The organism is Mycoplasma milvi, assembly GCF_048284715.1.
GTDB lineage: Bacteria > Bacillota_I > Bacilli_A > Mycoplasmatales > Metamycoplasmataceae > Mycoplasmopsis.
In genome coordinates this window covers 126,867-152,804 of record NZ_JBLWAH010000002.1, presented here as the reverse complement: position 1 = coordinate 152,804, position 25,938 = coordinate 126,867, and the positions used below count along the sequence as shown (strand labels likewise).

Genomic DNA, 25,938 nt, shown 5'->3' with positions numbered 1-25,938 from the left:
AATTTCTCCTTTTTGTTTTACATTAATAATTATACTAATTACTTTCTAAAAATTTAAGCTGATATAAACCATTTTCCGGAACTTTAACAACTTGTAAGTTTAAATGATTATAAATCTGTAATACTTCACTTTTAAAGTTGTTTAATGTAACCATTTTGTTTTTGGAACTTTCACAGAATGTTTTGTACTGGTCGTAAAGCTGAAGTACTGACTTATTAATTACAATTTCCCCAGAGCTATAGTCTTCGTCTTTAAATTCAGGAGACTGTTTAAAGAATAATATAACACTGTTATTGCTTTCTGAATACTCTAGCAATGTTTTATCAGAAGCTCCACATTCTGTAAATTGCTTTTGCTCTCTTAAACGTTTTAATCCGTCAAGAGCTAGGTTAAATAATGCTGTCATATTCTCTTTTGTAAGTAAGCGATCAAGAATATTAATATCACGTTTAGCACCACGAAAATCAGCGTTAAAATTAGCAATTATAAAACGTCTAAAGAACCCGTCGCTCTTATCGCTTGTGGTTGGTAGCTTATTAGTAGCAAAAATATTTTTAGCTCTGTTCTTAAATGAGAAGACGTCTTTACCTTTGAATTCAGTGCTCATTGGGTCACCTGTAACCGCTTTTTTAAATTCTGCTGGCTCTTGAATATGGTTGGTAGAAATATCACCCCCAATATTAATCATTTTATCAAGGAGTTGCGCTGTTTTGAAACGTCTTTCATAGTCTTCTAGAGATAAGTTCGAAATGTTTTCAGCACTAAAAAAGTAATGGAGCACTTCTAAAAATGTACTTTTACCGTTTGAAGCTGTCTGCCCAAAAATTAATAAGGATTTTTGAAATTTTAAATCAAAAGTTAAACAGTAGCCTATAAATTCATAAATCACTTTAACTAGGTCTTCGTCGTTATTACATACTTGACGAACAAAAGTGTCTATTTCTTCTGGGTTGTGGCGATTATTAGAATATCAAACATTAATCTTATTAATAACAAAATAAACTGGGGAGAAAGGTTTAGCTTCGTACCGTTCCACGTCAAACAAACAGTCTTGTAAAGCAATGATATTTTTTTCTGGCTCACGGTCTGGAACGTTGGAATTAATTCTAAAGTTATTTAATATTTCATTAAGACGAGCAACCGATAAAGTAGGATAAAGCTCATATATTTTTCCTTGTAATTTAGCTTCGTCACGCACATAAATGTTTTTCTTTTCGTCGTAAAAATAAACTTGAGACGCATAGCGTGTAATCTTGAATTCTTTAATACAAAACGCTATAAATTTATGTAGGTTAAACTTACCGTCTTCACCAGCTCACTCTTGTTCTTTTTGATTAAAAAATTGGTCAAAATTTAGAAAGCACCCAGCAACTTCAGAAGCCCCTAAAGGCTCAGCAAAAAAGTATGTATTGATTAAACTTATAATTCTTTTGATTGTATCTTTAGCAAGTCCTTCACGTACTAAAAACGGAATTCTACTAAACAAGTTATCACGACGTGAACCTTCTTGTAAATTAGTTGGACAAGGGATATCCGTGTAAGAATTTTGCTTGCTTAAAGGTGTAAGTTCAATAGGGAGCTTATCAACATTAAATCCGTAGAATTTTACTCACTTTCTAAAAGTCCCATTCTTTTTAACTACAACATAAGCATTATTAACAGTTTTGATATCAGCTCTAATACCAAGTGGAAGCATAATATCAACTGCGTTTTTGAAGTCTTTTGGTGCTTTAAATCAAAAGTGGTGTCCCCTTTCAGTTTCCATAATATTCACAATTCAGCGTTCTTTTTCTATTAGCTCTATTAATTTTGTTGAAGAAAGGGGATTATCTTTATTATCAACGTCGATAACTATTCAGTCGTCTTCAAGAATAATTCCAAGGTTGCTTTCACTAGCACAATTGCTAAAAGTCTGTCAGTTGCTTTTTGACTTAATGCTTGCTTTTGGAACCTTATTTTCATTAAGAATTATAAAATTAGATTTATTATAAAAACTTATAACTTTTTCTTTCATTTCTTGTTGTTCCATACTCTCTCCTTATTGTTTAATGTAGCACTCCATACAAACTTCATTATCAAAAATTTTTCTAATTACACTCTCGTTAAGTAATGAAGCTCCACATAAATAGCACTCGTAAGCTTCACCGGGATAAGTGTTTGTTATTGTTTCCTTGTTGCTACCATTTCCGTATTTATATAAGTTAATTCGATTTAACGCAATAGCTTCGTAATAGTCGTAATCGAGTTCTACGTCTTGCGGTTTTAGTTTTCTAATATCAGTTGTTATGATTGTATTTCGCTCACTGCTTTGTGGGACTTTATCCTTTTTTCATACCTCATTTTGCTTGTAAGCCTTAAAAATAGGACTTCCATTTTTAGTGTAAAAAATACGTCAAACTTTTCGCGGTTTGAGTTGTATATCACCAAAAAAGGTATCTGTAAAATTACCATTAATTGTAAAAACGAATTGAAATCTAATTAGTTCAGTTTCAGCCTTTAAAGTCTCCATAACTGGAATACCATAGACAAAATAATTCACTACGCACTTATCTATTACAGTTAAGTTATTATTTACATTTCCACGTACTGTATTGTAATCTAGGTTATCGAACTGTTTATCTCAATACTTAACTTGGGCTCCTTTTGCTTTAACTTTATCCTTGTTATTTATTAATATGTAGTTATTAACGTCTTTTTGATATATCTTTTTGTTAAAGTCCCATTCTAGCCCCATTTTTGTTTCTTGCTCCCATATTTGTGTTAGCTCTTTTATTTTGTCTAAATGCTTTTCATTATCAAGTCTGAAATAAATACCGTCAGTATTAACTTGTAGGAAATAAACGTAAGGGCTTAACATAACGGTAAGCAAGAATATAATAAGCTGCCCTGTAATACAGATACTTTGGCGTTGTTGTGGGTCTCATAGTGGATTATACTTGTAATCCATAGCCCCAAAAGGGCGCACTATCAAGTCTTTTAAATATGCTGACTTTATTTTATCTATATGTTTTATTTTTACTCTTTCATTAAAAAGTTGCTGCATTTGCTCACTCATATTAGGTGTTGCTCTGCTACCATAGCCGTATTTAGCTATAAGCGCTCCATAGTTACTAGTAATATCAATTGTTATTATATTTTCGTCTTTAGTACTTAAATAGTTTTCCACAGCTCCGTGTAATCCACCAGAAGCAAACTTTAGGCTCATATCTTGGAATGGTAAGTCGAATTCTACTTGCTCTTTAATGTAATCTGTTGCGTATTGTGTTTTATATGTAATACTTTCGAATTTTTCTATTATTCACTTATACTGTGGAGCATACTTTTGATAAAGCTCTTTAATGTTTTGTGGTGCTTTGTATTTGTAGTATGTATAATGTGGTAATTTGTTTTTATCAGCTTTAAAAATTGTGGCTGTTATTTGGCTGTTTGTCTTGCTTAAGGAAGCTGTAGGAAGATTATAATCAGTTACTAAATTCATTTTAATTATCAGTTGATCAATAAACTTTAATAGTAAGAAGGCTGTTGCCTTAACGTCGTAAATATTATATTTAACAACTGCTTCAATTTGCTGCTCGTTTAAGTCTTCTACATAGTCAAAAGGGACGTCACTTTCTTCGATAGAAACACCTAAAAACGCTTCATATTTTTTTAAACTCATACGACTTGGGGAAATTAAGTCTGCTACGTCAAAAGTTGCTATAGGTAAGTTTTTAAGCTTTACAGCACTATATTCTCAAGGTGCTTTTTTGTCTCTAATAATTCACTGTGATAAAGCATATGGGTCACAATTTTGAAGAATTGCTTTTAGTATTCAGTCGTCATATCTTACTGAATTAAATCCACCTAGTATTCCCTTAATTTTAAAAGTCATTAATTGTTTTAAGGCAAAATAATCATTCTTAACAGTTATTAATTCTTTAGTTTTTAAGTTATAAAATGTAACACACCAAAACTTTTTAAAAACTTCGAAGTCGTAAATTCAGATGTCGCAAGGAATTGAATTAAGTTTTTCAGTAATATTATTCATTGTTTTCTACTTTTTGAATTTTTAGGCTAAGTTCTCAAGTATATTTTCCATCTGTCATATCTAACTCTCTAGCGAACACAACCCCGTCAAAATTAAAGTTTTCTTTTTTATCTCAATAAAATGAATTAAATATTTCTCCAATTTTATTATCACTACTTATATGTGCTTGACCTAGCTCCTTGTAGTTATGCTTTCATTCTGCCATTGTTCATTCCATAATTAATCCTCTCAATACTGTTTAATAATCTGTTTAAATAGTTCTTTTAGCACTCCTACATAGATACTGTTTCCAGCTAATTTTAAAAGTGCTCCAGCTGTTAATAAATCGTTTTGTACAAGACTACTTGCTTGTTTATCACTTAAGCCCATAAGCATTAATCTATCCTTATTATTGAATTGAAAAACTTTATTATCATATGTTAAACAAGGGTGTGTTGGGACACAAGATAAAATAGTTGGAGTTATTTTATTATTTAAAGTTAGCACTCTGTTTTCAGCTTTATATGAACGATAAAGTAAGTCAATGTTTTGCTCTCCGTATTCAGTTTTACGAATTTTGTAATTTCCTGAAGCTAAAACATTAGTGCTTTCTACCACTTCTTTACGATCAGTATTTAAATCTAAAAATTCTCCTAGTGTTTTATTTGTTTGATAAGTTTCAAGTGAATTAAAATCAAAAGGAACTGTAGAAAAGTCTCTATGAACTGATACCATAAATGCTCTTTTACGGCCTTGATTTGCTCCAAAATTTGTTGCGTCTAGAACTTTATAAGTTGATACATATCCTAACTCGTTTAACTCTTGAATAATGCTGTTAAAATCTTCTATAAAGCGTGAAGAGACTATATTTGATACATTTTCCATTACTAAAATTTTAGGCTTTATATCACTGTTTTTTAGTATTCTAATAATCTCTCAAACTAAACCACTTCGAGTTGTATTATCTTTAAAACCAGCCTTTTTTCCATTGTTAGAAATATCTTGGCATGGGAATGAATAAGTAAATATATCAACTTCACTTTTAATGTTTTCCACTTGAGAAATATCAACACTAAATTCTGTTGCTCACTTAATTAAATATGGATACATTGAAGCCAATTTTTCTTTACTAAATGAATTTCAAGATTTAGCGCTTGCTACTGTTTTGGTGTCTAGTGAGAAGTTGTATTTGGCTAGCTCTTCTATCATTTGTTCTTTTGTTTTATTATTTTCAGGATCGCATTTTACACCACTTAAAGTGTAGTTAGCTAATATCGCATAAACATATCATTCAACTTTATTTACAGTTTCTACATTTACACCTAATTGTTTTAAAGCTAATTCTTGACTGGAATAACCAGCAAAAGTTTCTAATAATTTTATACTCATTAGATTAATTTTAAATATCCCAGAATTTGGCTTGTACTCATTGAATACGAATTAGCTAGAAAGTAATGTGTTCATATATTTTTTAATTTTACTCTTATAGCATTAATGTCTTTTAACTGTCATTTTGTACAAAAGCTTTCGTCGTGAATAAAGTTTATAGAGTCGTTTTTGATTATTCAGAAGTCATAATGATATACACCATATTTAAAGCGTTCCACTAAAATTATTCTGAACTTACTACTAAAGCCAACACTTACTTCTAAAAATGTTGCGTCGCGGTAAGTTTCTTTTTTTAATCTATATCACACCTTGCTTTTTCTTGATAATCCAGCTTTAGCAAACATTTCTAAAACAACTTTATTTGTTGCTCTTTTAGTATCTATTTTTTCAGTTAAAATTTTGATAACTTCTTCTGTTTCGTTATTTATATAATCTCTTAACAATTTAATTTTTGACTGATACATTATTTCTCCATTTCTTCTAATTCTCAAGCTGTCTTTTTTTCACCATTCAGCAAGACATAAACTTTTTCGACTTTAAAGTTGTTTTTTATATCTTCATAACTAAAATTTCTAAAATTCATATAATTACTTTCTATTTCTAAAGTGTCTGGATTTATAAAGCTTATATACTCTCATTCCCACAGTGTATTAGTTATAAATTCTTTAATTGCTGTATCCGTTTCTTCCAGTGTTTCATATTCTCCATACTCAATAAAATCTTCTGGATTATCAGCGTCAGCATATAGCGTTATAGCATTATCCACAACTCATAATCTATATAAAAATTTTTCTGGATATTGTTGCTTCATTATTCTTCCTTATGTTTTCTTATTGGCGACTGTCGTCGCTTTTTTAATTTGTTTATTTCTTTTTCTAGTTGTTTAATTTTTTCTTCTTGGTGCTCAATAGTAGTTATTAATTGGGCTAAAACTTTGATCGTTTTTCTTTTGAAGCCATTAAGCATTTTTCTTTTTAATCACTAGCCTTGTAAATTTACGAACACCATTAACAAAACATTTATCTTTCTCCAGCTGCCTTAAAATGTTATAAGGAGACGCGTCTTTATCCCAACTATAAGCGAATGTAACTGGAACTGCTAACTCTTTAGTATAGTCTTTAAAGAAGTCTTCTATTTCTTTCAATTTATTAATATTGACAATATCAGTTCCGTCTATGTATTCAATAACATACTCTTTTACTTCCTGCTCCTTAAAAATATCTCGTTTTTTATAAGCAACTGGTAAATTAGTAATTCAAGACGTTAATCCCGATAAAGAAACTAGACTCTCTTCTTCACTTCCACCAGCACCAGAAGGATATTTTAAAAAGTATTTAGGAGTGGTGTATGCTAGATTATATTTACCTTGGATAAAATGAGGAAAAACATTGCTATAACCTACAGATAGCTTATTACCGATCACAATAAAGTTGATATTATTTTCTAGTAAGACGTTATATCATTTACTCCATAAACTAAAAGGTGGATTAGTTATAGTGTAATCAGCTTCTTTTAGGATTTGAATTATTTCTTCATTAAAGAAGTTCCCGTCATTTTCTAACTGCTGCTTTTTAAAACTAAATATATTATTATCGTCTCCACCAAAATAGTCATATCGATATGAATGCTCTTCATTATCATTTTTTAAGTAAGTAGCTGTTAGTTGTTTTAGTCCTAATTTTTCAAAATTTAAATGGAAATAGGTTCAAAATTGAGAAGCTGTCTCTGGCGTTACTTTTCCAAAAAGTTCTCTTTCTACTCTGTCGCTAGGGCAAACTATGTGCTTATCTTTAAAAAACTCTGGATTGATTTCAAGTCAAACATTCATTTCGTTTTCTATAGTCTCATACGGTGTATATCATTCGTCCATTTTAGCTTTTCTAGCTACATTCATAGCACCGTTTAAGGTTTCGTGTTTATTTTGAAAGCTTGTAAAATTGTCTAGCACATTCTTTGTTTTAACTGTTTCTTTTTGTTTTTTAACGTGTTCGAAATTACTTTTTACACTCATTAAACTAAATTAAATAAGTCTTCCATTGAGTTACTAATTTCGTCTTTTCTGTTTTCTTTTAAACTATTAAGTTCATTTTTAGCTTCTAATGTTGCTGACGTTGTTTTAGTTTTTAAACTGTGAATTGTGACGTCATAATAAGTTTTTGTTTTATCTTTTGATTCTCTATTGGTGATTGTAATTTGGATTGGTGTTAATTCAGACTTGAATTCGTAAAGTGCTTTTATTAGTTCAAACTCATTTTTATAGCTTTTATTTAGCTCAATAAATAAGGTGTCAAGCTCGTTTTGGTCCTTTTGTACTCTTCAAGCATATTTGTAAGCTTGGTCTATAATAAACACCTTTTTAACTGTTTTCCCATTGTATGCTGCTGGTTGTAAAATTTTGGCTACAACTTCAACAACTTGGTATCTTGCTCCGTCTGCTTCTTTTGTTAAAAGTTGCGCATCAATAATTTCTCCAGAATAGTCTCCAGCTGGTAGTTTGTTATCGTCTTTTCTGTTTAATTCTTCGATACGTTTATTTCAATCATTTGTAAAATTAATTGCCATTTTGTTCTCCTTTAAAAGTTAATTGTTTTTCTAATGATTTTAATGTTGGTATGTTCCCAAACGCGGTTAAGCTGTCTTCATATTGCGCGTTGGCTTGTAGCTGCTCCACATTATCAGAATTTATTTTAAAAACTCCAATTGTGCGTGCTGGTGTATAGCTATAGCGGCTAGGTTGTATAGATACTAGATAATATTGCCCAGTCTCTTTATCTTGCGCTACAGCGTGAGTGTAAATTAATTCCATTTATTCTCCTTTATATTCTTGTTCAAAAATTTTAAGTGTGTAGTCTTTTGCGTTTTTAAGTGCTTTATAAATATCTAATTCAATGCTGTCTTGTGCTACTAGAAAAATGTATTTACAGTCTTGTTTTTGTCCAATTCGGTGTATTCTTTTAATACTTTGCTTGAATAACTCACCACTTAATGGAGGTGAAAAATAGACTTGTGTTTTGCTAATTTCTTGAAGTCCGTCAATTCCCCGTGCTCCACTAATAAACTGAATTAGAACCACTTTTCTACCTTCATATTCAAGCGCTGCCGCTAGCTCATTACCTTGGCCGTTTATTGTAAAAGACTTAATTTCTAGTTCATTAAGTAAAGCTCTGATATAAACTGCTTCTGCTTTATAGTTGTAAAAAATCGTTAAGTTTTCTTTCGTGCTATTTAAGATATCTTTTAAGGCATTAAGCTTTGAGTAGCTATATAATTTATAACTTCCAATATCTGTTTTAATAACTCCACTTGCTAACTGTCTTAAACTGTGTAGTAGGCTAATAGAATTATCGGCAACCACTTGAGTTGGTTTATTAAAATCTGTGACTCTTTGCGCTTTCATTTCATAATACTGATCGCAAGTTTTTACATTTATTATTTCTTGTGATTTGGCTGGTAGCTCTATAGCGTCTTCACTCTTTAAAAAGTAGCTTTTAGAATGTACTAACTTAATTAGCTCTTCTACATTTTTGTATCCCGTAATTATGCGTACTTGATTACCCCAAGGACTCTTGTTATTTGGCATTGTGTAGTATTTTGTAAAACAGTTCATAAAGTCTAAATATGTAGATTTATCGTCAAAAATTTGTAATAATTTCATTAAAACATACAAGTTTTCGTAACCATTAGATAATGGGTCCCCACTCAATAACAAGACACGATCATAATATTTATTGTATTTGAGTAGTGTTTTTGAAATTAGTGAGGTAGGGCTTTTAAGTGCTTGTGCTTCGTCAATAATTAGGTTGAATTTTTTACTTAAATTTATTACCTTGTTTTTAACTAGGTTAGAAAGCACTCTGTAACTTATGATCGCAATAAAATCTGTATTTTTATCTATTTTGTCGTAATCGCTTGACTTTTTAACCTTGTACAAGTTTTTAAAATTAAAGAATGAAGCTTCAAGCGTTCAATCGTCGACTTTATTACTATCTACAATAATAAAAGTGGGTGTATTATTTTGTAATTTGGTTTTTAAAATGTGGAGATAGTTTAAAGCTGTAAAAGTCTTCCCTAGTCCCATATCTAGTGCTAGCAAGAACCTTTTATTTTTTAACGCTTGAACTATTCCTTGCTTTTGGTATTCATATAGTTGTTTAGTCATTTATAAATTGCTCCAATTGTTGATTTGATATCTGTTTTAATTCTTCATTTTTATTAGTAATTATCAGTTTAATAACTTCTTTATAATTGTTCTGGTCCACAAAAAGATATATTACGTTGCTTCTAAATTCTTGTGCTTTTGCGAGTTGGAGCATAGTAGGCTTATTAACTTTGAAGTCTCTTTTTATCTCTATAGCGTAGGCATAAAAGTTATTAAAAACTCATAAGTCTGCTAGCCCAGCCCCTTGTATTCCATTTGCGAACAACTTAAAATAATTTATGTTATTATCTTTCAGTATCTTTTTTATTCTGTTTTCTAGGTTCTTTTCCTTAATCAGATTCGGTGTCATACAAGTGTGTCCCTAATGGTTCAACACGTTGAAATCTGAACTCTGGAAACTTTTTAGCAACGTCGTTGTCGTGCTTTTCCATGTTGTAATTACTTAAGCTAGCGTGTAGTAAAAATATTTTGCTATTAGGTAAAAGTTTATGCTTAACTTTTTGCAGGAATTCAATTGCTTGCGCTTTTGAAAAGTGTCCAAAATTTGAGAACTGAATTTCTTCCTTAATTGTTTTAGGAAATGAATTTGGAATATGATTAAGCTCCATTAATAAAACTTTACAATTATTAAAAATATCACTATTAGTTGTTATGTAGTTTAAGCTTCCACAGTCAGTAAAGAATGCTACTTTTTCTTGCGTTTTTCTAAACTTGATAACATAACCATTATTCGCCATTGAGTTATGATTCACCTTAAAAGCTCGAACTTGAATGTTTTCGTCTTCCCAAGTATTATCGTAATCACTTATAAAAATGAACCGTCATATATGACTTCTAACTCAACCACTTTTATCTCGAATAACTAAAACTTCATAGCACTTTTTATTAATGAATATTTTTGCGTTATAGTTGTTTTTTAAAAATGTAACAAGGAACTCTGTGTGGTCGGTATGCTCATGACTTATAAAAAGGTATTTTAGAAATATTCAAGCTAGTTTGCTTTTTTGAGTTGTAAAAGGATTTTTCCCTATATCAAAACCAAGATTTAATCCGTTATTATGTAGTAAATAACAATTTCCACTTGAATTACTTCCATAGCTTAATAATTTCATTAATTTACCACCTTTGTAATTAAAAATTGTTGGCTATATTTTTTAGCTCATGTGTTTAAGTTGTTGCTATCGATATGCTCACAATTATCAAGCAAAATAAAGCTGTCTAAATCTACTAATTTACTAAATAAAGTGCTTAAACTTATGCTTATTTCTATCTGCTTTGCTGTGTTAAGTTCTAGCAAACTAATATTTTTATGTTTAATTACTAACTCTTCTTTTTCTTTGTTCTCATTTATTAAAGAAATAGTGAAGTCACTTTTTAATTTTTTAAGAATTTGAGAAATGTATTCAGTAAAGCTATAAAGCACTTGATCTAATGCTATAAGTTCCATTTTAAGCTTTTGTAATTCGTCTCTAGATTTTTGTTGGCTTACTTCAATTTCTTGCGCAAAAGGTAACAGGAACTTATCAACTTCGTTTTTAGGTTCAAGATATTTATTTGTTTTTAAATCTTTGTAAGAAGTTAGTTTTTTAATAAGCTGTGTTGGTATTCCCTTGATTGCTAAATTTTCTTGCTGTATTCTTATTTGGCTATTGTAATCAGCTTTTAATTGTGTGCTATCTCAATCCAGTGCTTTTAAAACTCGGAAAGTTCTTTGCTCAAGCTCACTACCTAATTCTTTATAAAAGTCATTTTCATATTTTTGACTAAAAACTTGAACAAACAGACTTCTTTTTTCTTTAGGAGTTAGTGTAAAAAAATATGCTGGGGAAATAATACTTAATAAAATTTTTTGCTGTGTCTTTAATAAACTATTTATTGTTTTAAAGTATTTTTTAGTAGCATAGATATTATCATTAATGTAAAATAAGTTGTTTTTATAACTTAATATGTAGTCTTTATTATCAATAGTAAGTGTTATTTCTGCAACCGGTTTTTGAACGCTATTAATATTTTGTGGATTTAGCTTTTTGCCTTCTAGGTCTTTACCCGCAAGCAAGAATGTAATGCTTTCTAGTATTGTCGTTTTTCCCCAACCATTTGGAGCTATTGCTAGCGGTTTAGTTAAGCTGTAATCTGTTAAAATGAGACTATTATAAAAGTCAACACCTTTAAAATTTTGAAGAAATATGTGTTTAATCCTAATCTTCATAAATATCCTCAATTTTAGGAATACGTCAATCTCCAGCTAAATAATCAAGTTCTAGTGCTGCTTCCATTTGCTCTTTTCCAGTTGTTGTTTTTAACTTTTTAGACAGTCTTCTGAGTTTTATTTGTGTCTTTAAAGAGTTCATAATTAGTAAGTCCTTTCATAATAACTTTATAAACCTTTTGGATTTCTTCTTGCCCAATTGCTATATAAGCGCTTTTATTTTTGCTGCTAACGTAGTTGCTACATAAAAAGTTAAATCCATTCATAATTGTGCTTAAGTAGTTATTTATTACATTTCATTCCATTTTTACGCTTGCTACTAAATCTAACACAGCATTTGTATATTCTTGATATGCTTCTTTTATTTTGTTTTCAAAAAATAGTGTTGTCTCATTCAATGGCTCACTGTTATTATCAGCAAAAGTAATATCCTTAAATATTTGCTTAAACTTTTCATAGTCGATTTTGTAGACAGCATACTTAAATAAATATTTTTCTATGTTTATAAGTGTGTTTTCATTGACAGCTTTATTTTTTTCTTTATCCATTAGTGCTCCTATTTTGTAAAATTTAGTTATGATAAATTGAAAATTTCCATATATGTCAAAAGAATGGGCTACATTACGCGACAAACATTTAAACTCTCAACCATATTGTGTTGCTTGTCAAACTACTTTACAGTTACAAGTCGATCACATAATTGAACACGGTAATAATCAAACTTATTTTTTAAATCCAGAAAACTTACAAACTTTATGTATTAAGTGCCACGGCCAAAAAACTTTTAGAACTCAAAAATTAAGAAAATTAAGAGTTGATAATTCTAAAAAAATTAAGTTAGTTTTTAATTCCACACGTGGTTTAAAGGTGGGTGATAACACTCTATTTAAGAATGCTTATACAAACTTTTACCAAGTAGGAAATGTTGTATTCTTTTATTTTGCTCAACCTTTTGAAAGTTATAGTATTAAAGAGCTAGCTCTTATAGTTGAGTTCCTTTGTAACTTTTTCTGGTTCGTAAAGTGAATAACACCTAATATAGATAACAAGGTGCTAGCAAACGATATAGCTACTAAATTAGAGCTATAAGAATAGGTGGGCTTTACGCCCGCTTTTTAATTAATAAGTTTGTTGTGTTCATAATTTGTCTCCTGTTTTTTTTATTTATTAAATTGATATTCGTTTTTAACTCTGTCGTATCTTTCTAAAACTTTTGGTGTAAGGTATAATTTGTCTCTGTATTCTTCTAGATAAATAACTAATTTATAATCAAAACGATCAAGTACTTCGTTAATGTCTAGAATTGTTGGGAATGTGCTTTTAATTGACTCTCATACTCCAACTGTTCCTTCTTCTCCAACAAGGCAATCTCCGTCAAGTTCTAGGTCTAAAATGTTTTTATCTGTAATAAGTTTTTTATATTCTTCTCCAGTTTCTTCATTTCTAAAGTATCCTAATTCGTCGATATCTTTAACAATTCCGTCTTTGAAGTATTCTTGAAGTTGTTCAAGGCTGAAGAAAATTGTTTTTTCGTCTAATACGTCTCTAATTATTTTGTCTAGTTGATTAACTTCAACTTCTTGTTCTCACTCTTCCATTGAGTTAAAGTATAGTTCTGCGTTTTGTGTTAATAAGCTTTTAAAGTGTTCTAATTTGTTCATAATCGTGTCCTTTTCTTTTGTGTGATTTTTAGGAGCTTTTAAATAAAAAGGCTCCACCGTTAAAGGCGAAACCTTGATTTTCCTAGATAGTACAATATTTGTATAAGCAATAACTAGTCAATAATTCAGCTTGACCTGGTAGTGGTTTTAGGGTAGTACAATATTTGTATAAGCAATAAAAAAACGAAGAAATTGTTAATAATTTAGCACGCTTTAGAGTAGTACAAGCAATAGTTTTTTTATTTTTAATCATTTACGATTTTATTCACCAGTCAAATAAGTGGCTGTTTTTTTATTAACTGATAAAAATAAAAGTAATATAATACAGCTATGAATTTAACAAAAATTTTTGATATGCAAAAAGAACTCGATAAACAAATTGCTAAAAAGAGTCAAGATGCAAACCCTGATTTAAATGTTGAAGATATCAAAGTCCAAAAAACTCTAGCACTAATCATTGAAGCAGCTGAATATATTAATGAAGTACAAAGTTTCAAATACTGAAAAATTCACAAGGATATTAAAAAATCTGCAGTAACTGAAGAATTTGCTGATTTAATTCACTTTTTAGTTAATTTTTCATATAAATTTGAAATTGATCCCGAAATTGAACCTTTAATTTTAAGCGATGATATCAACATACAATTCCAACACCTATTTATTGCAATAGCTGATATTATGAAAGAAATTAATAAAACTAACATTCTTAAAGCATTTCAAGTTGCACTTGGAAGTTTTGTCATGCTAGGTTACAATTATGATGATTTATTTGCAGCTTATGAAGCAAAAAATCGCAAGAACTATGAAAGAATTGCAAATAATTACTAATTCTACAATAAAAAGCTATATAATAATATAGCTTATTGCCTTAGTGGTGGAATGGTAGACGCTGCGGACTCAAAATCCGCTGGAGCAATCCGTGCAGGTTCAAGTCCTGTCTAAGGCACCATATGACTCCTCGGAGTCTTTTTTTGTGTCCTAATTTGTAAATATTTCCAGCATCTTGAATAGTAGATTAAAAAATATATAATAAAAATGAGATAAAAATAAATAGATGATACAGGAGTAAACATGAAAAAGAATTTATTAATTACTTTAAGTACTATTACTTTACCAGTTATATGTACAATAGCTACTAATTGCAATAACAATAGTACAAATGAATCCAGCAATAACAAAACAGATAATCAAAATCTTAAAATTGGTAAAGCAGACATTCCAAGTGAATTATCAACTTATATAAAGCAAGATAATATAGGAACTAAAATAACTGATAAAGAATATTATAAGCTTATGGTAAAGGCTTATACAAATTTATGCTTTCTAAAAAATAAAAGTGTTGATCAAAGTTCTGAAAAAGCCATTAGATCAATTGATAGTAAAATATTGAACGAAAAAGATAAGGAAGAATTAATCAATGCTATCGAAAATTTAGATAGTCTTTATGAAATTGTGGACAATGATTTTCCATCTTTTAAAATGAAAAATATATCTAATTATCAAGGATTTAAAAAAACAATTGCTAAGAAGAAAATTACTAAGGCAGAACATTTATTCTTGTTAATGTGCGATAGACTTAATTCAATTATAAATGATGAAAGTCACACATCACTTACGCTAGAAAGAAGTTCGGATATGTTCGAAGTTCGCCATAAGATATGGGATTTAGTACAAATGATATTATGAGCAACATCAAATGATGATTGTCTATTAGTAAATGAAAAAATAGACTTAGATGTCTTTGCTCCAACAATACAGTTCAATCCATTCTGAAGTAAGCGATATATTGAACCAAGTTGTGGTTACATATATAACATTAATTTTGATAAAGTTAATGATAACCCATATGCAAGAATGAGCGCGCAAATCGCAAAGCAAATAATAGATTGAATATTGAAAGATAAAACTTTTATAGCTTCATCAGCACTTCCTAATGATTATGATGCGATATTTGATTCTAATGAAAATGCAATTAAATATATTAATTTTAAAAAAGAAGTGCACTCAAAATTAAATGATAATAAGAAAATCTTTGATATTATCTTTTATTACTAATTCCTAGACCTAAAAATACTCCATATGATTATTAAATGGAGTATTTTCCTGTATTCTTATGTACAGTGCAACACTAAAAATCTACACCTAATTTTGTGGCGTAGATTTTTTCTTGCGATTGTTATTTAATTTTCCGAAGTGAACTAAGTGCCTTTTTCCTTTCTTTTTTGAGTTTTTCAAACATATCTAGAGCAGATTTTCATTTAAAAATTTTTCTTGGTTTTGAATTAATTTCATTCTCTAATTTTTGCAATGATTTTTCATTTACATTATCAAAATTTGTTCCTTTTTTATATCTTCTTCTAATTAATCCATTTGCATTTTCATTGGTTCCTCTTTGAAAAGAACAATAAGGCTGTGCCTTATATATTTGAAAACCTTTTCTTTTAGCAACAAACTGAAGCTTTTCAAATTCTAACCCATTATCTGCTGTGATTGAATAAACATACATCCCTTCACTTTCCATTATCGTTATAAGTTTTGAGAGTTTTTTATTAATTTCAAATGGGTCCTTTCCATGAACTTTTATAATTTTAAGAAGTCTTGTTTGTCTTTCAACTAGCGTTAATAAATGATCATGAATCCCTGCTTTTTTACCTATAACCAAATCTATTTCTTAATGTCCAAATTCACTTCTATCATTGATTTTATGGGGTCTAAGTGCAATTGGAAAAGTATATTTATTATGAGTTAGTCTATGAATTCCGGGTTTGCGCTTTGAGTTTTTTGCCTTATATCTTGGCTTTTTTAATCAGTCCGGCTTTCACTGATAATAGTCTATTCAGCGATAAATTGTAGATATTGATGGCATAAAACAATCCCATTTATTTTTAACTTTATGCCATGTTGCTTCGATACCCATTACACTCTTAGAATATTCAGCCCTAAAATGTTTAAGGAATTTTGAATATTTCTCATCCATTCACGGAAACGATCTTTTAAAATGATATCTATGCATAGATATTAAAAATGATTTTTGAGACTCATATTCATTATTAACAGTATTTCGTTTTAACTCCCTTGAAATAGTTGATGGATTTCTATTTATAATTCTAGCGATATCTCTTATTGAATGATGAGTAGTAAAATATAACACCTCAATATTTTCTCTTTCTTTTCGAGATAATCGTTTGTATTTTCTCTGCATACTTATATAATTATTTAAGCACTCGGTTCGTCAATTAAACAGGGTGCTTTTCTTATGCAAGAATATACAAAAACACCCCATAAATATTATATAGGGTGTTGCACTGTATTTAAGAATTCAGGAAAATACTCCATATGATTATTAAATGGAGTATTTTTGAAGTAAAAATTATTATCACAAAAGCTAACATTTAGTAAAATTGAATAAATAAAAAATAAAGGAGAATTATGAGAACAGTTAAATTCGCAAATAAAGATTATAACCTTGCTGGCACAGCACCAGTTGTTGGTAATGAAGTAGTACTTCAAGGTGCCAAAGAAGGTAAATTTGACCAAAGCGCACCAAAACGTGAAAACAAGTATTTAGTGTTAGGGACATTCCCATCTGCTGATACAATGGTGTGTGATATGCAAATTTTAAGAATGGCTGAATTATCACATAAATATAAAAATGTAGATTTTGTGACTTTTTCAATGGATCTTCCAACTGCTTTAAGTAACTATGCAGAAGACCACGAAACAGGTAGAGTGCAATTATATTCAGACTACTTAGCACACGATGTTGCTCGTGGTCTTGGAGTATTAATTGAACAATTACAATTATGCGCTCGTTCTTTATTTATACTAGATGATCAAAACAAGATTAAATATATGCAAATAAACGAAAACACAAATGAGCAAGTTGATTTCAAATCAATGGAAGCTAAATTAAATGAATTATTAAAGGAAAATTAAAATGGATAAAAAATACGAAAAATTAGCTACTCGTTTAGCTAAATATATGTCAATTGAAGCGATATCTCGTTTCGAAGAACCAGTTGCAAATGAACTAAGAGCAAACATCAAAAACAAATACGAAATCACTAGAGATGCTTTTGGCTCAATTATTTTCCATAAACCTTCAAAAGTTGCAAATGCGCCTAAAGTAATGCTTGCAGCTCACATGGATGAAGTTGGTTACATGGTTAAATCAATTGCTGACAACGGAAATATCTTAGTTACAACAATTGGTGGTGTATGACCAAGTGTTGTAATTGGAACTAAAGCTACTGTTGTTTCAAATGCTACTGGAAAAAGATTTGAAGGTGTATTTGGACACACATCAATTCACATCATGGATAGAGACAAAATTACTGTAGCAATCAAAGAAGCTGACTTATTTGTTGACCTTGGGTATGCAAACAAACAACAAGTGCTAGAAGCTGGAATCGAAATTGGAGATAAGATTTTCTTATCAGGTGAAACAATTCACTTTGCTAATAACATTATTGGTGGAAAAGCTATGGATAATAGAGCTGGTGTTACAGCTTTAGAATTTATTGCTAATAACCTAGCTGACTTAGATTTAGCTTGTGATTTATACCTAGTTGGAACTGTTCAAGAAGAAGTTGGAACTAGAGGTGCTAAAACTTCAGTTTCAATTATCAACCCAGATGTAGCTTTTGCAGTTGATACAGGTGCTTCACATGATACAACTGGATGTAAACCTGGTACACCAGTGCTTGGTAAAGGTGTTTCTTTACTAGTTAAAGATGGTGGTACATTGCCTGATCCAAAATTACTTGCAGTTTTAATGGATATTTCAAAGAGAAAAGATATTCCTGCTTATAAATATGTAGCTGAAGGTGGTGGAACTGATGCTGCTGAATTACAATATGGTGAAGGTGGAGTTTCAGTAATGACAATTTCAATTCCTCAAAGATACTTACACTCACCAATCGGTTCATGTTCTCTTGTGGATATTCAAGCTACAATTGATTTAATGACAGAATTTATTAAAGAATTTTCGCCTGAAGTATACGCAGAAAAAATTGCATATAAATAATAAGTGACTAAAATAACTACTAGCGAACTAGTAGTTATTTTTCTATATAAATTTTAAGTCAAATGTATCATTATTTTGCATTTGATCTAATTTGTTATAAGTTGCTTGGTCTAACTTTAGGTAGATGTTAAAAATACTTAATTTAACATTTTTAGGGAAGTTATAAGCTAAAGCAATATTTTTATTTGGATATAATACTGTATCTCAACCAGCGGGCACTATATGATTTTCATCCTTATATGCTAGTGAGATTTGTAATTTTTCGCCTTCAAAGTTTAATGTAGCAGCTAAGCTTTCAGGTTGAGCTAGAATCACATTACCTTGAGTATTGAATACAGGATTTTGTAAGATTGAAATAAGAGAAATGCCAAGTGATTTGAGCTGATTTTGATTAACTTGTAAGCGCATTAAGTAATCTGTATTTATCAGCTCTTTATCTTGTGATAGTTTTGTACCAAAGTTTGGACTTGGGACATTTGCTAGTGTATTAAAGCTACCTTGTTTTTTTGCTACAAGAGATATATCAAATTGCACATTGTTATGTAAGTTGCTTTTTAGGTGGATTTTTTTATCATAAACTAGATCATCAATAATGTAATTTGAAAGTATATGGTAATTTTCTCTTCTTAATCTATTCAATTCATTAATATAAGTATCATTTCCTAATTGGCTTGCAGTTAGTGTAAAAGCATGTGGATCAATGAACAAGTAGTCAGTTACTAAGTTATTTCCTTCCTTACTAATAAGCATTTTCATTTGATTATTCATTGAACTAATTGAGGAAGTAAAGCTATTATTTTTATTTAAATCAAGTGATTTTAAATAAAGTGACCCAAATTCTTTTTTATAAGTAGCAATAATTTGATCCAAATCATTAAAGGATAGTTTAATTCCTGCATTATATGAAGTATTTACGTTAATGCTGTTGTTTTTAACTTGATATAAAGACTTAACTTGTTTTAAATTATTGTTAATAGTTTGCTCTAAGTGAGCTATTTTATCTAAATTAATTGACTTATTAGACTTCAGGATAGTTATATTGGTTAATATATGACCATAAATTGAATTTAGATAATAAATTTGATAAATAGCTTGCACATTAGCAAATTCCTCTTGGAGATTGTAAGAAAAGTTTTGATTAATATCAAAATATTGATTTAATGTCACTAGCATTTCATTACATTCATTAATGGTTTCATCAACAAAGTTTTTCATCGCTTGAGTCAAAATAAAACTAGTTATATTTGCTTGCTGAAAAATAGCCTGAAATTCCTTGTATTTAGCAGTAAAAATATTATCATTTTGTACTTGCTGTTGTGCAAAAGGTAAAAAATACTTATTAAAACTGCTTGGCTTTTCTAGCCGATAAGATTTAATTTGCTCTCTTAGTGCTAAGTTGACTTGACTTTGTTGCAAAATATAGTCAACTATTTGTTTTTGCATGTTGGTGTAGTTATCTATAAAAACTTTTGCTTCAGAAGAAAAAGCTTTAGCATATAAGTCATTATGAATAGGATTATTATTTTGAGTTTGTGAATGTTGACAGCTACTAGAAAGGCCTATTAGAGAAATACTTGGAAGTGCAAGTAGTTTTACTAGAGTTGTTCATTTCATATTACTCCTTAATTATTACTTTGTAATCTAAATAAGATACTTAATAGTTCTACTTCATTAAGCTTGTCAATTTGATTTTGAACTTGATCAATTGGAGCTTTAACTGTATTTAAAATAGAAGTAACTTCAGACTTAATTGTTGCTATATCACTGTACTGATTAATTGAAAGACCATGGTCTTGAGCTTTGCTAATTCATTCTTGGATTGTTACTTTAGCATCAGCAATTTGAGAGTCTAATGCTTCAATGTTTTTATAATACCTATTTTTAGCAGTATTTAAAGCACTTTTAATTTGTTCAAGAACTTTTTTAGCGTTTTCTTTATCTTCAGTTGATGAATCTTTTGAAGCTAGGATTGTTTCTTGCTTGCTTTTTTCATCATTAATTGGTTTAATTTCATCGTTATAGTCTTTAGTTATGCTATCTTTTTGCAACTCAAGTTGTTTAATGGCATCTTGAATAGTTTTTTCACTTTGTTCTTTGCTTGGAGCAGCATCTAAATAATCTAATATGTTATTTAATGCTTGCATTCATTTGTCAACAGTAATGTAATTCTTTCCATCTTTAACAGTAATTATTCGAGCCAACTGACTATTGTAATAGTCTGTTGAATTCGTATTATCATTTGGCTGGTATTTAGGAATTAAGAAATTTTTTACTCATGGTAAATATGTATCTTCAAGTACTATTTGTTTATTTTCTAATTCTTGTCTAGTTTTAATCAATGCTGGTATTTTATCTTTATTATCTTTTTTAAAGAACTTATTATATAAGTCATCATTAATGCCAATATAAGCTTCTACATTCAATGTTGTATCTTTGCTAGCTAACACAAAATTGTAGTTTTCAAAAATTAGCTGATCCCATTGATTGATAATAGATCTATTTCCTTGTAATCCAGCATATAAAGAATAAAAGACCAATAAGTTTTGCCCTATTAAATAGTTTTTATCAGCATTTAGTCCTCTAATACCAAATGGTAAATATCCATTAGTAGTTTCAAAGAATTTTTTCATTTCTGAATTTTCTTGTGATGGAGATAAAATTAAACCTAATGCACCTGCTACTTGACTAGGTATATTTACTTTTATTACATGGTTAACATTACTTGCATCAAACTTTTGAGCCAATCCTGTAGTAATATCTGGTTGAGAAGCAAACTTTTTAGTTGCAACATCACGGTTATATAGAGTAGCTTGTAGACTATCTGTTTCTTGTTTTTGTGAACTAGAAATATAAGCTAATTTAATGTCCACATTTTCACCACCAGCAAAATTATCATTCATATAACTAGGATTTAATGTTTTCCCATGATCGCTGTAATTGGTTAGTAAATTTTGGATTGCTTCACTTGCTTTTTTATCTTTTGCTATTACATCTTGTTTTAAAATTTGATCAGCAGTTGTTAATTCATTAACATTTTGATTTGAGGTATTAAACTTAATATACACTGGGTTAGCATTAAACTGATCGTTTAACATTTTTTCTGGTTGTCTTTGTTGTAATACTTGTACCATAAATTTTGTATAGAAAGGTTTAGTAACATTATTTTCAAATTCATTATGAATATTGGTAATAATATCGCTTAATTCTCATTTATCGTTGATAATATTTTGCAATTGAAAGTCATTAACATATTTTAATCATTTATTAATTCAACTTTCACTACTTGCAATTAGTTGCGTAAGTTCTTTATTTGGTTGTTTTAATGTCTTGCTTAAGGATGACAACATATCATGCATTCCATAGTTTTTAATTTCTAATTGGAGTAAAACTGTTGGAACTAGTGAAAATTGAAAGACTTTTTTGGTACCATCTAAGTCATTAACAAATTTGTCTTGATATGCTTTTGCTTTCTCAGCATTTACTTTTTCTGCTTGTCCAAGAATAGCCGCATAGGTTTGGATAAAGTTATTAAACATATCACCGATTGATTTGTGATTTTGCAATACATTTCTATAAAAGTCAATAGGCTTTTCCATATCAACATTTGTTATTTTAGTTAAAATTGCTTGGAATGTTTGTTGCATTTGACTTGCAAAATTATTTACATTCTTAATATCATTGTAATAGTTGTAAAAAAGATTATCAAGCTTACCATTAGGGCTTGAAAGTGATAATTCTCCATAAAATTTATCAGCAATTGGTGCTAAGAATTTGTCATTCTTAGTATCGATAATTACTTGTGTAAAGTATTTATTAGCTTGATTTACATAAAGTTGGCAGACATTTCTGTAAGCTTCTACACTTTTAATAATTTCATTTTGCTCTGTTTTGTTTTTGTGATTACAGCTGCTTGAAACCATTGGCAAGGTAATACTTGCTATAGCTGAGCTAGCTAATAATAAATTTCTATATATTTTCTTCATAATTTTAATTATACTCTCTAAATTAAAAAGCTTAGGTAACTTGAATAAAATCTCTAAGAATTTTATCAAGTTTAACTAGACTATTTTACAAATATTCCTATTATGTAGGCATATTAGTAAAATTTGTCTTTTGATTTTTTTACTAGAAAATATGTATAAAAGTCCTAAACAAGAAGAAACTTTATAAGCTAAAAGTTAAAAAGATTTTTTTAAAGCTTATGCAAAAGGATAAAAGGAAATGGTAATCAACATTTTTTGAAGTTTTTGTGGTATTATTTAAATACTATTTAAATATTTTAGGAGGAATGATGACTTCTTTAGTAGTTGTATTACTAATTATAGGTTTCTTAATTATCATAGTTTCATTCTTAATGTCACCTGATTCAAATGGTTTCTCAGGGGCTTTAGTTGGATCTGGTGATTTGGACTTATTTAAACATTCAAAAGAGAGAGGGGTAAAAAAGATTTTAAAATATTCAATGATTACACTAGGAACATTAATCATAGTGGGGTCACTAGTAATTAGAATCTTAATGTAATATGAAAAAAAATCTTATTTATGACTATATAAAAAATGGAAAGCCAAAAGCTTTCTTAGAAATTGCGAAACACTTTAAAATTTCGCCAAGAGATAACAAATCGCTTACAAGAGTGCTTTCAGAACTTCAAGGTGAGTATTTAGTTTTTAAAAATAATCGTGATGAGTACTATGCGCCAGTGCTAGAGCAAACTATTGAAGGTATTTTAAATGTTTCTCAAAAAGGAAACTTTGGTTTTGTTGACTATGATATTGATGAAGAAAATAACACCAAGAAAAGCGTCTATGTTAAATCATTTAACTTTAATGGAGCAATTAATGGCGATACTGTAAAAGTTAATGTTTACAAATCAGATCTTCCTGGAGGAGATGATTTAACTCATGGTGTAGTAACTGCAATAGTACAAAGAAATAACCAAGAGGTTGTAGGCTTTATAAAAGAAAAAAATGACACGAAATACTTTGTGCCAGTTGACAATAGATTGAAAACTAGCAAGTGAAAATTAATCTCTTCTACTGTTCCAACTAAGTTAAATGATTTAGTAACTTGTAATATTTTAGCTTATGAAGGAAACTGTATAGATATTCAAGTTGCTCGTGTAATAACAAATGAAGCTGACCCAATGGTGTTTGTTAAATCATATCTTGAACAAATTAAAGCACCATTATCATTCCCAGAAAATATGGCACAGGAAGTTAGACAAATACCAAGTACAATTGTGGCTGAAGATTGAAGTAATCGGAAAGACTTTCGTGATGAAATGATCGTTACTATTGATGGTGACGATACTAAAGACTTTGATGATGCTATTACAGTTAAAAAGCTTGCTAATGGAAACTACTTTTTAGGAGTTTATATTGCTGACGTTTCTTATTATGTTAGAGAAGAAACAGCTATCAATGAAGAAGCCTTAAAACGTGGAACAAGTATTTACCTTGTTGATCGTGTTATTCCTATGCTCCCAGTTGAATTATCTAATGGAATTTGTTCGCTTAATCCAAACGAAGATCGTTTTGTTTTAGCTTGTGAAATGGAAATTGACCCACAAGGTAATAATGTTAATGTTGAAATCTCTCAAGGAATTATTGAAAGTAAGTTTAGATTAACTTATAAGAATGTTGACAAGTTTTATAAAACAGGTTTATTAAATGAAAATGATGATCCTAATCAAGTTAAACGCTTAAAGGATATGTTATTAACTGCCCAGGAATTAAGTTTAATTTTACATAATTACAAAATTAATGAAGGTTATGTAGATTTTGAAATTCAAGAACCTAAAATTAAACTTGATGAGGAAGGAAGAGTTAAAAGCATTGAAATCAACCCTCGTGGATTTAGTGAAGTCCTAATTGAAGATTTCATGGTTAGAGCTAATGAAACTGTGGCTAAATATTTATTTGATGCTAAATTACCTGTACTTTACCGTGTGCACGAAACACCTGATGAAGATAAATTAACTTTATTAAAGAATTCACTAGCTGCAATTAATGTATCAGCAGCTGAATTAAAAGCTAATACAATTACACCTAAAATATTTGCTGATTTTGTTACAAAAGTTAAAAATGAACGCGATGATGATTTTGTTAAATTAATGTTTTTACGTTCAATGCAAAAAGCTATTTATTCCGATAATAATATTGGCCACTTTGGACTAGCATCTAAATTTTATTGCCACTTTACTAGTCCAATTCGTAGATATCCAGACTTAGTAATTCATCGTACTATTAGAAACTTTTTAATTAATAAAGAGTATGACAAGTTAGATGAATACAGAGAAATGCTGCCTATTTTTGGAGATCTAAATACCAAGAGTGAACAAAAGGCTGTTCAAATTGAACGGAATGTTAATGATTTAAAATTTGCTGAATTCTTAAAAAATCAAATTGGAAAAACCTTTAAGGTACAAATTTTAAGTATTTTAAACTTTGGATTCTTTGTTGAATTTGAATTTAAAGCTAGTGGTTTAGTACATAAAAGTACCTTAATTGATGGTGAATATGAAGCTAATGATGTATTAACCAAATTAGTCTCAGCTAACCGTAAGTTTACTTTAGGGGATTATGTTGATGTAGTAGTTGTTGGAGTGGATTTAGTTGAAGGTAAAGTTGACTGTGTTTTAGCTGATTTATACCAAGATTATATGAATAAAAAACAAAAAGAAGAAGCTGAAAGAAACAATGCAAAGTTTAAGAAACAAAGAAAATAAACTTGTAAAAAACTCTTTGGGTTTTGACTCAAATTTATATGTTTACCAAGATAAAACTATGTTCAACTATTCAGTTGATACCATTTTACTTGGTAACTTTATTTATTTAACTCAAAAAACTACTAAAGCACTTGAAATTGGTACAAATAATGGTGCACTATCAATTTTTGTAGCTTCACGTTCAAGTAAATTGCAAATTGATGCAGTTGAAATACAAGAAAAAGCTGCACAACTAGCTAGGCATAATGTCGAAATGAATCAAATGCAAGATCAAATTAATGTTATTTGTGCTGACTTTAATGATTTTTGAAAGCAACATACTAAAGAAGCTAGAGCTAAATATCAAACCATTTTTTGTAACCCACCTTTTTATCCATATGATAAAAGTAAAATTAAAAAAGATATTAGTCAAGAAAAGCTAATTGCCACACATGAAATTTATTTAAATTTAGAGCAATTAATTATGGGCTGCAGTAAAATAATAGAACAAAAAGGGTTTTTAACTATTGTACTACCTGTAGAACGATTAGTTGATACTTTTGAATATTTACGTAAGTATAAATTTGAACCCAAACGCATTCAATTTATCCTACCAAGAATTGATGATAAACCTAAATTTGCTTTAATTGAAGCTCGTTATCAAGCTGGGTGAGGGGTGCATTTTCTTCCTAACCTTTACTTACATGACAGTAATGATAAGAATAATCATGCTTATTTACCTGAAATTAAAGCTTTATATAAGCCTAAAAAAGTTTAAGGA

28 protein-coding genes and 1 tRNA gene are annotated in these 25,938 nt (G+C 29.4%); 9 read left to right on the top strand and 20 right to left on the bottom strand.

What is annotated here, in order from left to right:
- Nucleotides 1-34: 34 nt before the first annotated feature.
- From ACNQ13_RS01410 to ACNQ13_RS01340, 15 genes are all read right to left on the bottom strand, one after another.
- Nucleotides 35-2,029: a phage/plasmid primase, P4 family gene (locus ACNQ13_RS01410; RefSeq protein ID WP_416741905.1), complete on the bottom strand. Its 1,995-nt coding sequence runs from the start codon at nucleotides 2,027-2,029 to the stop codon at nucleotides 35-37.
- 9 nt (nucleotides 2,030-2,038) lie between these two features.
- The gene (locus tag ACNQ13_RS01405) at nucleotides 2,039-4,027 is read right to left on the bottom strand and encodes a 3'-5' exonuclease family protein (RefSeq protein ID WP_418035505.1); all 1,989 of its coding nucleotides are present in this window, start codon (nucleotides 4,025-4,027) and stop codon (nucleotides 2,039-2,041) included.
- Nucleotides 4,020-4,244, bottom strand: coding sequence for a hypothetical protein (locus tag ACNQ13_RS01400; RefSeq protein ID WP_418035503.1), 225 nt, complete (start codon nucleotides 4,242-4,244; stop codon nucleotides 4,020-4,022). The genes ACNQ13_RS01405 and ACNQ13_RS01400 overlap by 8 nt, the downstream gene beginning before the upstream one ends.
- A 2-nt stretch (nucleotides 4,245-4,246) precedes the next feature.
- A complete protein-coding gene (locus ACNQ13_RS01395) occupies nucleotides 4,247-5,395 on the bottom strand; it encodes a DNA cytosine methyltransferase (RefSeq protein WP_418035502.1) in 1,149 nt (382 codons plus the stop codon).
- Nucleotides 5,395-5,859, bottom strand: a complete 465-nt coding sequence (locus ACNQ13_RS01390) for a hypothetical protein (RefSeq protein ID WP_418035501.1) — start codon at nucleotides 5,857-5,859, stop codon at nucleotides 5,395-5,397. Before ACNQ13_RS01390 ends, ACNQ13_RS01395 begins: the two co-directional genes overlap by 1 nt.
- A complete protein-coding gene (locus tag ACNQ13_RS01385; RefSeq protein ID WP_418035499.1) occupies nucleotides 5,859-6,206 on the bottom strand; it encodes a hypothetical protein in 348 nt (115 codons plus the stop codon). Before ACNQ13_RS01385 ends, ACNQ13_RS01390 begins: the two co-directional genes overlap by 1 nt.
- A 147-nt stretch (nucleotides 6,207-6,353) precedes the next feature.
- Complete coding sequence (locus ACNQ13_RS01380; RefSeq protein ID WP_418035498.1) at nucleotides 6,354-7,406, bottom strand: adenine-specific methyltransferase EcoRI family protein; 1,053 nt, start codon at nucleotides 7,404-7,406, stop codon at nucleotides 6,354-6,356.
- On the bottom strand, nucleotides 7,406-7,957 hold the full coding sequence (locus ACNQ13_RS01375; RefSeq protein WP_418034357.1) for a hypothetical protein: 552 nt from the start codon (nucleotides 7,955-7,957) through the stop codon (nucleotides 7,406-7,408). Before ACNQ13_RS01375 ends, ACNQ13_RS01380 begins: the two co-directional genes overlap by 1 nt.
- Nucleotides 7,947-8,201, bottom strand: a complete 255-nt coding sequence (locus ACNQ13_RS01370; protein ID WP_416741913.1) for a hypothetical protein — start codon at nucleotides 8,199-8,201, stop codon at nucleotides 7,947-7,949. Before ACNQ13_RS01370 ends, ACNQ13_RS01375 begins: the two co-directional genes overlap by 11 nt.
- The gene (locus ACNQ13_RS01365; RefSeq protein WP_418035497.1) at nucleotides 8,202-9,554 is read right to left on the bottom strand and encodes an SNF2-related protein; all 1,353 of its coding nucleotides are present in this window, start codon (nucleotides 9,552-9,554) and stop codon (nucleotides 8,202-8,204) included. It lies immediately after the preceding gene.
- Nucleotides 9,547-9,903, bottom strand: coding sequence for a hypothetical protein (locus tag ACNQ13_RS01360; protein ID WP_418035495.1), 357 nt, complete (start codon nucleotides 9,901-9,903; stop codon nucleotides 9,547-9,549). Before ACNQ13_RS01360 ends, ACNQ13_RS01365 begins: the two co-directional genes overlap by 8 nt.
- Nucleotides 9,884-10,666, bottom strand: a complete 783-nt coding sequence (locus tag ACNQ13_RS01355; protein ID WP_418035493.1) for an MBL fold metallo-hydrolase — start codon at nucleotides 10,664-10,666, stop codon at nucleotides 9,884-9,886. The genes ACNQ13_RS01360 and ACNQ13_RS01355 overlap by 20 nt, the downstream gene beginning before the upstream one ends.
- Nucleotides 10,666-11,763 carry a hypothetical protein gene (locus ACNQ13_RS01350; protein ID WP_418035492.1) on the bottom strand — a complete coding sequence of 366 codons (1,098 nt, stop codon included), beginning with the start codon at nucleotides 11,761-11,763 and terminating at the stop codon, nucleotides 10,666-10,668. Before ACNQ13_RS01350 ends, ACNQ13_RS01355 begins: the two co-directional genes overlap by 1 nt.
- Nucleotides 11,753-11,905: a hypothetical protein gene (locus ACNQ13_RS01345; RefSeq protein WP_418035491.1), complete on the bottom strand. Its 153-nt coding sequence runs from the start codon at nucleotides 11,903-11,905 to the stop codon at nucleotides 11,753-11,755. The genes ACNQ13_RS01350 and ACNQ13_RS01345 overlap by 11 nt, the downstream gene beginning before the upstream one ends.
- Entirely contained in the window at nucleotides 11,862-12,311 is a 450-nt protein-coding gene (locus tag ACNQ13_RS01340; protein WP_416741918.1) for a hypothetical protein, read from the bottom strand. Before ACNQ13_RS01340 ends, ACNQ13_RS01345 begins: the two co-directional genes overlap by 44 nt.
- Nucleotides 12,312-12,363: 52 nt before the next feature.
- Here ACNQ13_RS01340 and ACNQ13_RS01335 point away from each other — a divergent pair, with 52 nt between their 5' ends.
- Nucleotides 12,364-12,852, top strand: a complete 489-nt coding sequence (locus tag ACNQ13_RS01335; RefSeq protein ID WP_418035489.1) for an HNH endonuclease — start codon at nucleotides 12,364-12,366, stop codon at nucleotides 12,850-12,852.
- A gap of 71 nt (nucleotides 12,853-12,923) precedes the next feature.
- On the opposite strand, the gene ACNQ13_RS01330 is transcribed toward ACNQ13_RS01335, so the two are convergent.
- Complete coding sequence (locus ACNQ13_RS01330) at nucleotides 12,924-13,424, bottom strand: hypothetical protein (protein WP_418035488.1); 501 nt, start codon at nucleotides 13,422-13,424, stop codon at nucleotides 12,924-12,926.
- 330 nt (nucleotides 13,425-13,754) lie between these two features.
- On the opposite strand from ACNQ13_RS01330, the gene ACNQ13_RS01325 reads away from it, so the two are divergent.
- The 3 genes from ACNQ13_RS01325 (at nucleotide 13,755) to ACNQ13_RS01315 (ending at nucleotide 15,479) form a co-directional block, all read left to right on the top strand.
- Nucleotides 13,755-14,252 (top strand): dUTP diphosphatase, encoded by a 498-nt coding sequence (locus ACNQ13_RS01325; RefSeq protein ID WP_418027924.1) that lies wholly within the window; start codon nucleotides 13,755-13,757, stop codon nucleotides 14,250-14,252.
- 37 nt (nucleotides 14,253-14,289) lie between these two features.
- Nucleotides 14,290-14,373: transfer RNA gene (locus tag ACNQ13_RS01320), tRNA-Leu, on the top strand.
- Nucleotides 14,374-14,495: 122 nt separating this feature from the next.
- Complete coding sequence (locus ACNQ13_RS01315; RefSeq protein WP_418035487.1) at nucleotides 14,496-15,479, top strand: hypothetical protein; 984 nt, start codon at nucleotides 14,496-14,498, stop codon at nucleotides 15,477-15,479.
- A 121-nt stretch (nucleotides 15,480-15,600) separates the two neighbouring features.
- Here ACNQ13_RS01315 and ACNQ13_RS01310 read toward each other — a convergent pair whose 3' ends face one another.
- Nucleotides 15,601-16,086, bottom strand: coding sequence for an IS30 family transposase (locus ACNQ13_RS01310; RefSeq protein WP_418035485.1), 486 nt, complete (start codon nucleotides 16,084-16,086; stop codon nucleotides 15,601-15,603).
- 9 nt (nucleotides 16,087-16,095) lie between these two features.
- Nucleotides 16,096-16,626 (bottom strand): helix-turn-helix domain-containing protein, encoded by a 531-nt coding sequence (locus ACNQ13_RS01305; RefSeq protein WP_418035484.1) that lies wholly within the window; start codon nucleotides 16,624-16,626, stop codon nucleotides 16,096-16,098.
- A gap of 227 nt (nucleotides 16,627-16,853) precedes the next feature.
- Between ACNQ13_RS01305 and ACNQ13_RS01300 the strand changes: the two genes are divergently transcribed.
- Both ACNQ13_RS01300 and ACNQ13_RS01295 read left to right on the top strand, forming a co-directional pair.
- Complete coding sequence (locus tag ACNQ13_RS01300; RefSeq protein ID WP_418035483.1) at nucleotides 16,854-17,360, top strand: redoxin domain-containing protein; 507 nt, start codon at nucleotides 16,854-16,856, stop codon at nucleotides 17,358-17,360.
- A 1-nt stretch (nucleotide 17,361) separates the two neighbouring features.
- Complete coding sequence (locus tag ACNQ13_RS01295; RefSeq protein WP_416741923.1) at nucleotides 17,362-18,450, top strand: zinc-binding metallopeptidase family protein; 1,089 nt, start codon at nucleotides 17,362-17,364, stop codon at nucleotides 18,448-18,450.
- Between the two features lie 42 nt (nucleotides 18,451-18,492).
- Here the strand turns inward: ACNQ13_RS01295 and ACNQ13_RS01290 are convergent, their stop codons facing one another.
- Nucleotides 18,493-20,064 carry a hypothetical protein gene (locus tag ACNQ13_RS01290; RefSeq protein ID WP_418035482.1) on the bottom strand — a complete coding sequence of 524 codons (1,572 nt, stop codon included), beginning with the start codon at nucleotides 20,062-20,064 and terminating at the stop codon, nucleotides 18,493-18,495.
- An 8-nt stretch (nucleotides 20,065-20,072) separates the two neighbouring features.
- Nucleotides 20,073-22,433, bottom strand: coding sequence for a hypothetical protein (locus tag ACNQ13_RS01285; RefSeq protein WP_418035480.1), 2,361 nt, complete (start codon nucleotides 22,431-22,433; stop codon nucleotides 20,073-20,075).
- 308 nt (nucleotides 22,434-22,741) lie between these two features.
- On the opposite strand from ACNQ13_RS01285, the gene secG reads away from it, so the two are divergent.
- The 3 genes from secG to ACNQ13_RS01270 are packed head-to-tail and all read left to right on the top strand — an operon-like array spanning nucleotide 22,742 to nucleotide 25,935.
- The gene (gene secG, locus ACNQ13_RS01280; protein ID WP_416741926.1) at nucleotides 22,742-22,972 is read left to right on the top strand and encodes a preprotein translocase subunit SecG; all 231 of its coding nucleotides are present in this window, start codon (nucleotides 22,742-22,744) and stop codon (nucleotides 22,970-22,972) included.
- Between the two features lies 1 nt (nucleotide 22,973).
- On the top strand, nucleotides 22,974-25,178 hold the full coding sequence (gene rnr, locus ACNQ13_RS01275) for a ribonuclease R (RefSeq protein WP_418024503.1): 2,205 nt from the start codon (nucleotides 22,974-22,976) through the stop codon (nucleotides 25,176-25,178).
- Complete coding sequence (locus tag ACNQ13_RS01270; protein ID WP_416741928.1) at nucleotides 25,150-25,935, top strand: tRNA1(Val) (adenine(37)-N6)-methyltransferase; 786 nt, start codon at nucleotides 25,150-25,152, stop codon at nucleotides 25,933-25,935. Before rnr ends, ACNQ13_RS01270 begins: the two co-directional genes overlap by 29 nt.
- Nucleotides 25,936-25,938 lie beyond the last annotated feature (3 nt).